Origin of the sequence: Simiduia sp. 21SJ11W-1, assembly GCF_024138675.1 — a bacterium.
In the GTDB taxonomy this organism is placed as follows: Bacteria; Pseudomonadota; Gammaproteobacteria; order Pseudomonadales; family Cellvibrionaceae; genus Simiduia.
Genome location: NZ_CP090959.1, coordinates 2639292 through 2654183 on the forward strand (window position 1 = coordinate 2639292; position 14892 = coordinate 2654183).

Sequence of the window (14892 nt, forward strand, 5' to 3'; positions counted from 1 at the left end):
GCGAGGTTTGCGGCGGATATGCCGAAAATAATTACCAAAATGCCCTAGAACCAAAATTGGTTTCATCTGTAATATTTCTACAGAATGGCCCCGCTGGATATATCACCATGCGTTATAGGCCGCGCCCTTTTAGAACTAAGGCACTAAATAATAAGGCCCCTCGGCCTTAAATGCGTGCACATCACGCACGCGGGTAACAAGTTCAGGCTCGGGAATGAGCTGCTCTGTACCCAACAGCAGGCGCCTTTGCGGATCGAACACTTGGTAGGCGAAGGTGCGCAAGGTTACCGCGTTCACCTCGGCAAGCGCCTTCAGCATGCGCTCGCGCCGGGCAAAATCCACTTTACCGCCGGGGCCTGCGGCGGCAATGTCGTCCCAGTAGCGGCTGGCTTGTTCAGCCAAATTGCGGGGTTTTTGTTGCAGCTCGGCCATTACCGCTGCGCGCTGGGCCGGTAGATCATCGGCCAGCCAGCCCGGCAGGCTATCAATAAATTTATCGAAGGCAACCCGCAGGCTGGGCGCGTCTGCCACGGGCGATTGCGCCACCAATACCAGGCCCGGGTAGTCGGCCACGGGCATCTGGCCTGCAAATACCACATAGCCCAGCTGCTGCTCGGTGCGCAGGCTGTTAAAAAACGGGCTGCGAATACTTTGCGCCAACACCAATAAATGTGCGCGCGCGCGATCGCTGTCATCGGGGGCTTGCTGGTACATCACCAGCGCGTGGTCGTCGTGCTGAACGTCTACCTGGCGGCTATAGCCGCCCCATGTGGGCGTTAGCAGCTTAAGTTTGCCGGTGAGGTTTTGCGGCGCCCCGCGCACCAGCTGCTGGCCTACCAGGGTGGCCAACTGGCGCGCCTCGGCGGGCAGCAGATTGCCGTAGGCCAGCATGTCTACTTGGCTGCCGTACACAAAACTGCGGCTGAACCGTTTTAAGTCCGCAAGGCCCGTATTGCCCATGGCCTCTACCAGTTCTTCGCTGGTCCAGGCGGGCTGGTACAGGGTGGGCACCAGCTGGCGAATCAATTGAATGTAAGGCGGCTGTTTATCGCCATTGGCCGTGCGGCGCATTATTTCTGCGCGAATATTGGCAAACCGGGCAGGCTCTAGCCGCGGGCTAACCAGGGCCTCTAGAATTTCTGTGAGCAACAGGCCCTGGCGATCGTTGTAGCCTGCCACGGTGATATCAAAACCACGGGCGGTGGCGCGAATATCAAACCCAAGGCCTGCCAAAAATGCCGGGTAGCTGTATTCGTTTAATTCATCCAGCACCATGGCCGCGTATAAGTCTGCCTGCACCCGGCCCGCCAGGCCATTGGCCACCGCCGGTGAACGCAGCTGCACGCGGATCACACTGCGCGGCAGGCCGAAGGTTTCATCTTGCTTGAACCACAAGCGCAGTGAGCGCTCATCTATCATGCGCGCCGGGTGTTTGCCTTTGTCGGCCACGGCGCGCACTTGCAAGCGCGTGGGAATAAAAGGATTGGGCGCCGGCAGCTTCAATTGCGAGAGGGATTCTTTAGGCAGGGGCTTTAAAGGCTTAACCTTTGTTATGCGGTAGGGCGTCTGGTACAGGGGCGCGCGTTGGGTAAACTCGCCGCCAGCATCGCTTACAAGGGTTAATACATTTTCAGGTGTTAAATATTTTAAATAGAGCGCCAGCAGCCCGGCATCAAACTCCTGATAAAGGTAAGGCGCGCGCAGCACTTCTTCTGCGGGGTAGCGGTGCATGGCATTGGCAAGGGTCTGCACAAGGCTTGTGGGGTTGCGCACGTCTTGAAAGCGGAAATTAATTTGTGCAAGTTGCTTTAACTCCTCAAAGCGCCAGGGCGCCATGCCCTGCTTGCGAATCAGGTCGATGGCGGCAAATACCCAACGCTTAACCGCATTGCGCTTTCCGCGCCCCTTTTCCGTAAGCGCCACAGAAATTACAAACGAGCTGCCGTGAGGGCCCATGTCGCTTTCACCGGCCCACAGGGCTTCGGCCAAGCCTTCGCGCTTTAACGCAGATAACAAGCTGTCGCGCCCTTCATGGCCCAGCATGTTGGCCAGCTGGGTGAGAGGCTTTTCACGAAAGTAAGTACCACTGGCAGGCACCGGGAAGATCATGCGCAACTCGCGCAATTGTTTGATGGGCTTATACACCACCTCTTTGGGTAGCTGATCAGGTAGAAACAGCGGTGCATCGCTAATTAACACCGGCCGATCACTGTTGGCTACGCCCGCAAACTGCTTTACCACCTGCGCTTGCAGTGCATCGAGCGATTCGCGCCCCAGCACCACCAGCGCCATGCGATTGGCAGAATACTGCTGCGCGTAAAAATCCAGCAGCGCCGCGCGCACTGTCTCGCCCGGGCGATCTGCCAAGGTATTTAAGTTACCCACTGAAAAGCGCGAGGCCGGGTGCTCGGGGTTGGTAACCTGGGTGAGCACGGCATTGGCGCGCCGCCCGTCGTCGCGAATGCGGGCCAGGTATTCGGCATTTACTGCTTCGCGCTCGCGGCTAACATAGGCCTCCAGAAACAGGGGCGATTTAAAAAACTCCGCAAAGCGATCCAGTGCTTCGGGCAAAAACTCGGGCCTTACATCAAAAAAATAGTTGGTGTGGTCGAGCGCTGTGTAGGCGTTGTGGCTGCCGCCACTTTTACTGATAAAGGCCTGGTAGCTGTCTGGCTCTGGGTATTTTTCGGTACCCAAAAACAGCATGTGTTCCAGAAAGTGCGCAAGCCCCTCGCGGCCCTCGGGATCTGCGGCACTGCCCACGGCCACTTGCAGCGCTGCTGCCGCCTGTTCGGTTTGAGGATCTGAAATAAGCAGCACGCGCAGGGCATTGGGCAGAGTAATGTAGCGGTAATCGCGTGGGTCGTTCGGGCTTTTTATGGGCGTTTGCGGGTTCAGGCTGGCCGCCACCGGCACATCGGCTGCGTTAGCTGCAACCTGCAAGCCCAACAGTGCGCTTAAAAACACACACACCACACCGCGCGCGCGCGCAGATACGCGAAACGAGCTGGCCAAAAACCATGCCTTTAGTGTGTAAAGGCACTGCAGCCGGAGAGAGAAGCTCAAATGCATATCCTTAAAAAAGTACACTTACACGTTGGTTGCAATGGCATCGCCCGCGGTTTTGGAGGGCCAGGCATTGAGCACGGCTTTGATCAAGGTGGCCAGCGGTATGGCAAAAAATACGCCCCAAAAACCCCAGAAACCACCAAACACCAACACCGCCAGAATAATGGCCACCGGGTGTAAATTTACCGCCTCGGAAAACAGCACCGGCACCAGTACGTTGCCATCGAGGGCTTGAATCACGCCATAGGTGACCACCAGCCAATAGAATTCCGGCCCCAGGCCCCACTGCCATAACCCCACCATTAGCACAGGCAAGGTCACAACGGCTGCGCCTATATAAGGCACCAGCACCGAAAGGCCCACGGCAATGGCCAACAGCAATGAATAGCGCAAGCCCAGAAAGGCAAAGGCGATGAAAGACACCACGCCCACAATCAAAATTTCGAGTGCCTTGCCGCGAATGTAGTTGGCAATCTGATCGTTCATCTCAAGCCACACGCGCCGCATGATCGGCCGGCGGCGCGGCAAGAAAGCCGCCACCCAACCTAAAATGAGGCGGTGATCCTTTAAGAAGAAGAACACCAGAATTGGCACCAGCACCAGGTAAATCAGCGCGGCCACGAGCATCGGCACGCTGGCGACAGAATAAGTAACAAGGCTTTGGCCCACCTCGCCCAACTCCAGGTTGGCAAATTGGGTGAGCTTTTCTACGTGGGCTTGTGATACAAACTCCGGGTATTTACTGGGCAATTGCACCAGCTGGGCCTTGGCATCGCTGGCCATGCGCGGCAGTTCTTCAAGCAGATTACCCAGCTGACGCCAGAGAATGGGCATTACCACCAATACCAGTGAAGTTATAAAGCCCAGCAGCAACAGGAAGGCGAGCCACACGGATGCGCCCTCAGGCAGGCCCCAACGCCGCATGCGGGTTACCACGCCCTGCAGCAAGAACGCCAAGATGATGGCGGCAATCATGGGTGCCAGTATGTTGCCCATGGTTACCACCACAAGCAGGCCCACGGCCAGTAAAATCAGCAGCAGTATGGCTTCTTCATCAAAGAAGTAGCGTTGGGTCCAACTGCGAAAAATATTCAGCATTGACGGTGTATTCCCGAGCAATTTGCGTGATTGGGGAGCGAATCCTAGCGCTTTTGGAGCCAATAAGAAAATAGTGCGTTGGCTGCACGAACTTGAAGCAGTTTATGGCCACTGATTGAACAAAATGCCGGAATATCGCGCTCGGCGCCCGGATCTGTGGCACGCACCTCAAGAATCTGCCCGCTTTCGAGGCGATTGAGGCCCTGTTTTGCCTTTAACAGGGGCATGGGGCAGGCCAAGCCTGAGGCATCGATAACCAGATCGGGCGTGGGTTCTGCCGTGTTATTGGCGTCTGCGTGGGGCTGGCTTTGGGAATTCATGAGTGCATCATCTCGCTCTTGCAGTGGTTGCTCTGTTAAACCGGGTAAATAAAAGGAACCAGCAGGCAGCGCCTGCATCTAAAGTGAATATTGCCTTGGGTCTGCAGGCACAAGCATCAATGCAGCCACCCTTGGTGGCCGCTGGAGACTGCCCGCAGAACCAGATAAAGTGCTGCACATATTCATTGGGAGAGCATTGCGTGCCCACACCTGAGAACACCCACCCGCTATTTACCCGCCCCGCGCAGTGGCTGGCCGCCCTGGCCCTTGGCCTGTGCCTTACTGGCCCCGGCCACGCACAAGACAACGAAGTGAAGCTGCCGGCGCTGGGCGATGCCACCAGCGGCATTGTATCACCGCAGCAAGAGCGTGCACTGGGTGAATCCTGGGCGCGGGCGTTTCGGGCCCAGGTGCCCACCTCGCACGACCCGCTGATGGTGGAATACCTGGAAAACCTGCTTGCTCACCTGGCCGATTACAGCCAGCTCAAAGATAAGCGCCTGCAGCTGCTGCTGGTGAAAAACCCCACCATGAACGCCTTTGCCGTACCCGGTGGCGTAGTGGGCGTGCACACCGGGCTGTTTACTACCGCCAACACCGAAAACCAGATGGCCTCGGTATTGGCCCACGAACTGGGGCATTTATCCCAGCGCCACTTTGCCCGCGGCGTGGAAGCCCAGAAAAACGCCAGCATTCCCACCACCGCTGCCATGCTGGCAAGCCTGGTGCTGATGGCCACCGCCGGCGGCGATGCCGGCATGGCCGCCATGATGGCCACCCAAGCCGCCGCGGTAGACAACCAGCTGCGCTTTTCCCGCCAGAATGAACAAGAGGCCGACCGCGTAGGCATGGACACCATGGTGGCCGCCGGGCTAGACCCATACGCGGTACCCGAAATGTTCGAGGCCATGCAAAGAGGCACCCGCTACTCGCGCAGGCCGCCGGAATTTTTGCTCACCCACCCGGTGACAGAATCGCGTATTGCCGACTCCATGAACCGCGCCTCGCGCTACCCCCGTAAGGATTATGCCGATAACCTGCGCTTTCACTTGATGCGCACGCGGGTACTGCTCATGCAGGAAGACAGCCCGCAATCGGCCATTAAACGCTTCACCAGTGAAATAGAAGGCGACAGCCTGCACAAGGATGCCAGCCGCTACGGGCTGGCCCTGGCCTACCTGAAAACCGGCCAGGCCGATCGCGCACAACAGGCGCTGCAGCCGCTGCTGGAGAAGTCTCCCAAGCAGCTGGAATACCAACTTGCCCAGGCGGAAATCTACTCAAGCCTGCGCACCTATGAACCCGCCGTGGCGCTGCTGCAAAGGCTCCTGAAAGAACACCCCGCCAGCCACCCGGTGAACATGGCCTATGCCGACACCCTGATGAAAGCGGGCTTTTACGTACAAAGTGAGCAGGTACTTGAACGCCACTCACGCCGTCGCAAGGAAGACCCCTACGTGTGGTACCAGCTTGCCGAGGTGTATGGGCTGGCAGGCAATATTCTGGGCGTGCACGAGGCGCGCGCTGAATACTTCATTCTCAACGGAATATACGATGCCGCCATGGTGCAGTTGCGCAATGCCTTGAAGCTTGCCGAGAGCAACTACCACCTTACCGCCATCTTGCAAGAACGGGTGCGCGATGTGCGCGAGATGCAGGCCAGGGCCGATTTACGCTAGCGCGTGTCATAAAGCGGTAATAAACGCACGGCACACTGGCCCTGTATCTCCTCGCTACGCGGCTCTGATTCCTCGCAGAGGGCCTGTTTCTAGACAGTAAACAGCGTATTTTGGCCTCCCTAATGGGGGGCCTTTTCTTTTGGGATTCCCCTTGGCGGCTGCGTCTTTTACACTCCGCATTCAAATAAGACAGTTCACTTACCTGCAAACAATAACGAGAGACTATGTTTCCTATCACAAATGATGCCGTAGAGCTGGGCCTGTTGGCCGCAATTCTGGGTGGCGTATTTTATACCTCGCAAAGTAATCACCCTTGGGCGCGCGGCTTTTACCGCTATATTCCGGCCCTGCTGCTGTGTTACTTCCTGCCCTCGCTGCTCACCACCTTTGGGGTAATCGATAAACAATCGCAGCTGTATTATGTGGCCAGCCGCTACCTGCTGCCGGCAAGCCTTGTGTTGCTCACTATCAGTATCGATTTCAAAGGCATCATTAATCTGGGCCCGAAGGCGCTGATTTTGTTTTTTACCGGCACCCTCGGCATTGTGATTGGCGGGCCACTGGCGCTGCTGTTTATGTCTTGGGCAATGCCCGATGTGCTGGGTGCCAACCTCGATCAGGTGTGGCGCGGCATGACCACCATCGCCGGCTCCTGGATTGGCGGCAGCGCCAACCAAACGGCCATGAAGGAAATTTTTGGGGCCTCCGATCAGATCTTCTCGGCCATGGTGGCCGTTGATGTAATTGTGGCCAATGTGTGGATGGCCATCTTGCTGGTGATGGCCGGGCGCAGCGCCAACATCGATAAATCCATCGGTGCCGATACCTCGGCCATTACCGAATTGCGTGCACGGGTAGAAAAGCGCGAAGCGGAAATTTCACGCCTGCCCACCCTGCCGGATTTGATGATGATTTTCGCCGTGGGTTTTATCATCACAGGCATAGCGCACTTTGCCGCCGATAACATTGCCCCCTGGTTTGCCACCCACTACCCCGAAACCGCGCGCTTTAGCTTAACCAGCCACTTCTTCTGGCTGATAGTGATTGCCACTACCTTAGGTATGCTGCTGTCTACCACGCGAGTGAAGCATCTGGAGGGCGCGGGCGCGTCGAAGGTAGGCTCGGTATTTATTTACATTCTGGTGGCCACCATCGGCACCCACATGGACATCATGGCCATTTTTGATAACCCCGGTTACTTCCTGTTGGGCGGTATCTGGATGCTGGTGCACGCCATATTGATGCTCGGCATGTGCCGCATATTGAAAGCGCCGGTGTTCTACATGGCCGTGGGTTCACAGGCCAACGTGGGCGGTGCGGCCTCGGCGCCCATTGTGGCCGCGGCCTTCCACCCGTCACTGGCACCGGTGGGCGTGTTGCTGGCGGTACTGGGTTACGCAGTGGGCACTTACGCGGCCTGGTTCTGCGGCCAAATTCTGCGCATGGTTGCCGGTTAATCACAGCGCGCAACCCTTTGAAAAAACGCCTGCAGCTTTGGCTGCAGGCGTTTTTTTTGGCCCGCAATAATTGGATAGCTTTTGCCCGCACGAAGTGCGCGGCTCCCCATCGCAAAGCACTAAAGCAATTCACGAAAGATAAACAAGAAAGGAGTTCAAGAAAGAAGAGCAAGAAAGATAAATTGGAAAACACAGGCAATGTAAAAGCGCCAGTTAAATGGCCGCCTCGGCAAAACACAGATTATCTAACCCGTGGCGAGCGGGCCCGGCAAGGGCTGATCTTGCCCCACTCAATAAGCACTTAATTTGGCTTAAAGCCCAGCTCCTGGTTTTGCCAAACAATGGCCTCAGGATCATTACTCAGGCTGTAGAGGTTTACCCAACCCTCGCGCACCACTTGTGCAGGTTCGCTAAACAAACGCTGGAATGTGTCTTCATGCTCCAGGCCTTCTACACCGGTCATACCTACCCACTGGTTGCGGCCACTGCGCTTGGCAGCGCACAGGCACAAGTCGGCAATATCCACTACCTGTGTCCAGTTGTAGTGGCCCGGGCGATCTGTGTAAAAAGGAAAACAGGCAAAACCGATAGAAAGCGTAAGCTGCACTTGCTGATTGCCCTCAAGCCTAAAGTGCATGCCTTCAACCAGGGTGCGCAACCGCTCGGCCAGCAGTGCAGCGTTCTCACGCTGGCTAAAGCGCGCCACCACCAAAAACTCTTCGCCACCCCAGCGCACCTGGTAGTCTGTTTCGCGAAATATTTGCGAGAGCACCGGCCGCATCTGGCTTAACACCTGATCGCCACAGGCATGGCCATAGTGATCGTTTACCGATTTAAAATTATCGAGATCCAGCAGGAAAAACACCAAATCCGATTGCACCGGCAGTGGCGCACGCTGCTGCAGCCAATTGAGGTAGTCGCGCATACTTTTGGCGCAATCTTGTTCAATGTGCGCCAGCAAAAAGCGCCGGTTGGCCATACCGGTAAGCGGGTCTGACTGGGCGACCTGTGCCAGCTGGTCTTGCGCGGCAATGAGTTCAAGCTCTTTAACCCCAAGCGCATCCGCTTTGGCCTTAAGCTCGGCTTTCAAGCGCCCATTGGCGCGGCGCAACTGATAACGCCCGAGTACCACGGCCATAAAACACACCAACAACAGTGCACCGCCAACCCACATGGTGCGTTCAAGCTCGGCGCGCGCGGTTTGCGCCTGCTGCAGGTTTTTATCACGCGATAACAACTGCAACTGCTGCTCGCGCTGCATAAATTCCACACTGGCGCGCACCTTGGCCAAGGAGGCAGTGCGCACCCGTGTCAGGCTTTCAGCCTGAATACGGTTGTGTGCTTTAAGCGTGGCTAGCGCCTCTGCCAGCTGGCCGGTGGCTTCAAATACATCGGCTTTTACAAGGTACAACCCCAGCCGGGTTTCAGTATCGAGTAATTCAGGCACAGCCAGGCTTTCCTGAATAACCTCCGCCGCGCGCGCAGGCTCGCCATTTTTTAACAAAATGCGCGCGTAATATAAATCCAGCCGCCCCTGCAGCTCGGGTGCGGAATCCATAGGCATTTCAGAACGGGCCTGACGAATAAACGCAAGGGCAGATGCCTGATTGCCCGCGCGGTATTCCAGTTTGGCGAGGTTGATTAGCACGTGCGACACATTTTCGGCGGCACCCAATTCGCGAAACAGCGCCAGCGCCCGCAAGCCGTTTTCGCGCGCCTGCTCAAATTTATCCAGCGCACATTGGATGTCGGCCAACTTGTATAGACCATAGGCCTGATTACTGCGATTACTGCGATTACTGAGGCTGCGATCAATCTCAACGCTTTCAATCAAGTAGGCCTCGGCCGAGGTGAAATCTGCCAGCTCGCGGTAAATTTCACCGATGTTGTACAGTGAATCTGCCACCCCCGGCAGCCGGTTGAGTGCGCGGCGAATTTCCAGCGCCTGCAAGTGCGCGGCCAGCGCCTCCTCCAAATCGCCCGTGCGTTCCAAAATCACGCCAATGGCATTGAAGGCATCGGCCATGTCGCCGGTGGCGCCTACCTCGCGGAAGAACCCCAGCGCTTTGCGGGCACTGGTGAGCGCCGGGCCATACTGGAACAAAGCGCGCTGGGCGTGGGCGGTGGCAATGAAGGTGAGCCCGCGCTCGCGGGGCAAGGCGGCATCAGCCAGCACCTGCAGCGACTGCTGGTAGTGGCTTAAGGCCTCCGGGTAGCGGGTTTGAATGTGGGCAATGGCGCCCTGCTCGCGCAATGCCACTGCTTGAAAGCGGATGTTGCCCTGTGTGCTCGCTTGGGTGTGCAGCCGCACCGCCAGGGCGCTGGCCTGCTCCAGCTGCGATTGCACCACATAGGCGCGGGTGAGCAATGCCCACAGTTCCAGCTGGTATTGGCCACCGCGCTGCTCGGCCTCGTTGAGCCCCGCCTCCAGTAAGGCCACCACCCGCGCGGGCTGGCTTTGTACCAGTTGGGCCGCCTGCTCAAGATCCACCGGCGCGCCCAGGGGCTCTGCCATCACACACAGGCAGGCACAGCAGAGTAAAAGCTGCAAAAGGCGCTGTGTAACGGGCAATTGGCTTGGCGTGCGTGTCATTTACTGGCGTTGGCTGCGTAAAAAAGAGCCAGATTGTACCAGAGTGCGCCAAGGCGCCGTGAGGGCAAAGGCTGACAAAACCCGGGCCAATTTAATGCTTTTGGCACAAGGCCCGGCAGGCAGGGGCCAACAGGTCAAACGGCTACCTGTTGGCCCAAATGGGCTATTCGCCCTCGGAGATCGCGCGGCTTGCAGGCGCCACGGGAAAGATGCGCTGCTTTAATGCGTACAACTTGAGGCGTACATCACTGCCTGCCACATACAGACACGGAATCATCACCAGGGTAATGACAGTGGCAAACAACACACCAAAAGCCAGCGACACCGCCATGGGAATGACGATTTTTGCCTGCATGCTGGTTTCCAGCAGAATTGGGAATACGCCGATAAAGGTGGTGAGCGAGGTCAGGATAATCGCCCTAAAGCGGCGGCAGCCGGCATCGAGCACCGCTTGCTTGATGTGAATACCCTCCCGGCGTGCGCCGTTGATGTAATCCACCATCACCAGCGAATCGTTCACCACTACCCCGGCCACGGCAATCAGCCCAAACACCGACATGGCGCTCATGTCTAACCCCATGATGATGTGGCCCACCATGGCGCCAATTAAACCAAAGGGAATGACCGACATAATCATAAACGGCTGGGTGTAAGAGCGCAGCGGAATGGCGAGCAAGGCAAACACCACCACCATAGACAGCACAAAGTTACGCAACTGTTTGGCCTGATCGTCCATTTCCTCCTGCACGCGCCCTGAAATGGAGCTTGAAACCGTGGGGTAATTTTCAAGCATGGCGGGCAGGAAGTTGTCGCGAATGTCGGCGGCAATTTTTTGCGGCTCGGCCTGGGTGGCATCCACTGCGGCCCAGATATTAATTGAGCGCTTGCTGTTTTCACGGCGAATTTCGGCCGGCGCATTCACAATATTGAAATCTGCCACCTCAGACAAAGGCACCTCGGCGCCATTGGGTGCGCGAATCACCGTTTCTTCCACCAGCCCAATGGCGTTGCGCTGGTCTTCCGGGTAGCGCACCATCACACGGATTTCTTCGCCATTGCGCAAAATACGCTGGGCTTCAATGCCGTAGAAGCTGTGGCCCACCTGGCGCGCCACATCGGCCAGGGTAAGCCCCATGGAATAGGCCAAGGGCTTGAGCTCCAGCTGCACTTCCTGGGTTTGCTGGCGACGGCTGTCGTTGATATCGCCCACACCCACCAGGGTGCCGAGCTTATCGCGCAAATCCATAATGGCCATTTCCAGCTCTTCCTGGTTGGGGCCCTCTAAACGGAAGCTGATGTCGCCATCGTCGCGGTCATTACCCATGAGGCTGTCGCGAATATTGAGGGTTTTCACACCCGGCAGCGCCGGCATGGCCTCGCGCCACTTGGCCGCCAGTTCAAAGGTATCGATGGGGCGCAGCTCCGGGTCTACCAGCATGGTCATGATCTGCGCGCGCGTGCGCGATTGCAGCTCAACATGCATGCTTTTAATCATGGTTTGGCCATGCTCTGCCTGAATGCCGTCATCTACCGCGCGCATCATTTTCTCGATGGCCAGCGCTGTATCGAGGGTTGCCTGCTCAGACGCGGTAACCTGCATTTCCACGCTGATCTGCGGGAAATCGCTCGGTACCTTGGGCGTGCCTATGAAGCGGATTAACCCGCTGCCAAACAACCCGATGCTTACAATCAATATGCCGAAGAAGGTCGCCAGTACCGCATAGCGATAGTGCAACAGCCTCTCAAGGCGCGGGCGATAGACTTGGGTGACAAAATATTTGAGCCCTGCATCAATGTGCGCGCGCGCCCAGTGGAAAGGATTTTTAGGGTTGTGCGGGCGGTATTTCATGTGCGCCAAATGCGCGGGCAAAATCAATTTGGATTCCACCAATGAAAACAGCAAACACAAAATCACCACACCACCAATGGCGATAGAGAAACCCTTAGAGGGGCCATCGGCCAGCAGCATGGGCGTAAAGGCAGCCACGGTGGTTAACACGCCAAAGGTGGCAGGCATTGCCACTTTTTGTGCCCCGCGAATCACGTTTTCAACACTTTGGCCTTTGTCTTCAATTTCCTGGTAGGCACTTTCACCAATAACAATGGCATCGTCTACCACAATGCCGAGCACCAAAATAAAACCAAACAGGCTGGCCACATTAATGGTAATACCCACCCACTCCACGGGCATAAACATCAAGGCGCCCAAAAAGCTGATGGGCAAACCCAGCATTACCCAGAAGGCCAACCGCACACGCAAAAACATTGCCAGCATGAAAAACACCAGCGCCGCCCCCATGTACATGTTATCGAGCATCATGTTCAGGCGGCCTTGCAGGTAGTAGGTGAAATCTACCCAGGTTTCCAGATGCACGCCTTCAGGCAATTGCTTTTCTTTTTTGGCAACGTAGCGCTTCACCACCTCAGCTACGTTGGTAATGCTTTGATCACGGGTAGCGCCAATAAAGAAGGTGACCGAGTTCATGCCATTGAACTTGGAGTATTGAATACCGTCTTCAAAACCGTCATGTACCGTGGCCACATCGCCCACGCGCACTACGGTGCCGTCTGGCAAATTAATAAGCGGAATCTGCTCGTATTGGTAACCGCGGTACGCCTGGTTTTCTACCCGCAGCGATATATAGCCGTCGGCGGCTTTAATTTGGCCGGCAGACATATTACTGGATTCATTGCGAATCGCCTGGGCAATATCCTGGAAGGTCAGGCGGTATTCGCGCAGTTTGTCTTTGCTGACTTCAATACCAATTTCGTAGCCCAGGCCCGATTGGTATTCACTGATACTAACGGTGGGCAAGGATTGAATTTCTTCGTGAATGCGCTTGCCCAAATCCTTGAGCTGGGTGGGCGATAAATCGCCATACAGCGCCAGGTACATTACCTCTTGCTTGTATTTGAATCGCTCAATGCGCGGGCGCTCAATGCCTGCAGGAAAGCTTGAAATGGAATCCACTTCGCTTTTGACTTCATCCAGCACTTCTTGCGGGTCGTAACCTTTGGCAACCTTGATATACGCCTGCGACATTCCGCGCCTTGAATAGGTAATGACGCGCTCTAACCCCTGCAAGCCCTTGAAAGCCTCTTCCACTTTTAAGGTAATACCCTCTTCCACCTCTTTGGGTGCAGCGCCCGGGTAGTAGATTTGAACCTGTAGCCAGTCGATTTCAATTTCCGGAAACATCTGCTGGCGAATGCTCATTGCCGACAGCAGGCCGCCGAAAATAATGAAGATCATCAGCAAATTGGCCGCTACTGTATTGCGCGCAAACCAGGCGATGATGCCCTTGCGGGTTGGATCATCGCTTGTGGGTGTATCTGGGGTTAAGTCGGTCACGTGTGCAATCCCTGATTTGTCGTTATAGGTATGGTTTAGTCTGACGTGTTGGCAAGCTCTGCCACTGCACCGCCGGCCTCGGCATCACCGCTGCCACCAGCCGCGGTTTTTGTTGCCGGCAACCGCAACGCCATACCTTCAACCGGGTACTGCAGGGCTGAAACAATCAATTGATCCTGATCTTCCACACCGTCTACCACCACCACTTTTACGCCTTGGTCACGCACGGTGGTGACGGGCTTAAATTGCAGCGTATTGTCTTTACTGAGTACCGGCACCTTGCCATCGGTAACGAGGTGGCGGGGAATCAAGGCCGCCTTGGGCAGTGAAATACCTTGAATTTCCGCACGCACATAGCTGCCAAAACGCAGCGGGTGATGGGTTTCCTGATCCAGCGCGCTGTCATCTTCACTGGGCACTGCCAGGCCGTAGGGGTTAAGTACCTGTGCAACCAGATACGCCATGCGGCTTTTGTCGTCTATCACGCCTTCTGTGCGAATAACTTTAGCCACCCACTCGGAGGCTTCGCCCTCAAGCTGGCCCTTGAGCAACACCTCTGTGCCCACGCCCTGGTTTTCAAGAAACTGTAATTGGTTATCGGCCACGGGCAGACGAATTTCCGCCTCGGAAACCGAGAGCACCTGGCCCACCGGCGCGCCGGGGTTCAGGTAGGTGCCCAAGCCAATGTCACGGGCTTCCACCAAGGCATGAAAAGGTGCGCGTATGCGGGTGCGCTCAAGGTTTTTCTCAGCGCGTGCAAGGGCCGCCTCGGCAGCTTTTACCCGCGCCTGCTCCTGAGCCAGTTGCGGCTCGCGCAAGCTTAACGCCGTGGGCTTGCGATTTTTAATGCGGCTCCATTCATCGCGCGCCACAGCCCCTAAGGCTTCTTCTTGCTGCAGGCTTGCGCGCGCTGAAATAAGTGCCGCGCGCGCTTCAAGTACCAGCGCCTGGTAATCGGCATCTTCAATTTGTGCCAGCACTTGGCCCTTTTTTACAAAGCCACCGCGCACAAATTCCGGCGCAATGAATGCCACTGCACCACCCACTTGTGCCACCAGCTGGGTGTTAAATTTGGGTTTAACAAGGCCTTGCGAGGTGACAGATAACTGCAGTGGCTGGAAACTGATGGGTTCTACTTTTACCAAGGGCGCCACCGATTCTGCGGTTTTCTCCTCGGGTGGCTTTTTCATGCTTTTGAGCACCACAAACAGCGCGATGCACACAGCGAAAATCACAAAGGGTAGGTAGACTCGCTTTTCCTTTAGCTTACTTAGCTGCACGGCGGTTTCCTGTTACTAAAATTAAAAAATGAAGTTGACGGTAT

At 56.3% G+C, this 14892-nt stretch carries 8 protein-coding genes; 2 read left to right on the forward strand and 6 right to left on the reverse strand.

The window, feature by feature from the left end:
• Positions 1-135 precede the first annotated feature (135 nt).
• From L1F30_RS11635 to L1F30_RS11645, 3 genes are read right to left on the reverse strand one after another with little or no spacing between them, the layout of a single operon-like run.
• Positions 136-3066 carry an insulinase family protein gene (locus tag L1F30_RS11635; protein ID WP_253356251.1) on the reverse strand — a complete coding sequence of 977 codons (2931 nt, stop codon included), beginning with the start codon at positions 3064-3066 and terminating at the stop codon, positions 136-138.
• Positions 3067-3090: 24 nt separating this feature from the next.
• On the reverse strand, positions 3091-4167 hold the full coding sequence (locus tag L1F30_RS11640) for an AI-2E family transporter (RefSeq protein ID WP_253356252.1): 1077 nt from the start codon (positions 4165-4167) through the stop codon (positions 3091-3093).
• 44 nt (positions 4168-4211) lie between these two features.
• Positions 4212-4487 carry a sulfurtransferase TusA family protein gene (locus L1F30_RS11645; RefSeq protein WP_253356253.1) on the reverse strand — a complete coding sequence of 92 codons (276 nt, stop codon included), beginning with the start codon at positions 4485-4487 and terminating at the stop codon, positions 4212-4214.
• 200 nt (positions 4488-4687) lie between these two features.
• Here L1F30_RS11645 and L1F30_RS11650 point away from each other — a divergent pair, with 200 nt between their 5' ends.
• Both L1F30_RS11650 and L1F30_RS11655 read left to right on the forward strand, forming a co-directional pair.
• The gene (locus tag L1F30_RS11650) at positions 4688-6166 is read left to right on the forward strand and encodes a M48 family metalloprotease (RefSeq protein WP_253356254.1); all 1479 of its coding nucleotides are present in this window, start codon (positions 4688-4690) and stop codon (positions 6164-6166) included.
• 224 nt (positions 6167-6390) lie between these two features.
• Complete coding sequence (locus L1F30_RS11655; protein WP_253356255.1) at positions 6391-7623, forward strand: DUF819 domain-containing protein; 1233 nt, start codon at positions 6391-6393, stop codon at positions 7621-7623.
• Between the two features lie 301 nt (positions 7624-7924).
• Here L1F30_RS11655 and L1F30_RS11660 read toward each other — a convergent pair whose 3' ends face one another.
• The 3 genes from L1F30_RS11660 to L1F30_RS11670 form a co-directional block, all read right to left on the reverse strand.
• Positions 7925-10216, reverse strand: coding sequence for a diguanylate cyclase domain-containing protein (locus L1F30_RS11660; protein ID WP_253356256.1), 2292 nt, complete (start codon positions 10214-10216; stop codon positions 7925-7927).
• A gap of 163 nt (positions 10217-10379) precedes the next feature.
• Complete coding sequence (locus L1F30_RS11665; RefSeq protein ID WP_253356257.1) at positions 10380-13568, reverse strand: efflux RND transporter permease subunit; 3189 nt, start codon at positions 13566-13568, stop codon at positions 10380-10382.
• A gap of 35 nt (positions 13569-13603) precedes the next feature.
• On the reverse strand, positions 13604-14848 hold the full coding sequence (locus L1F30_RS11670) for an efflux RND transporter periplasmic adaptor subunit (RefSeq protein ID WP_253356258.1): 1245 nt from the start codon (positions 14846-14848) through the stop codon (positions 13604-13606).
• Positions 14849-14892: the final 44 nt, after the last annotated feature.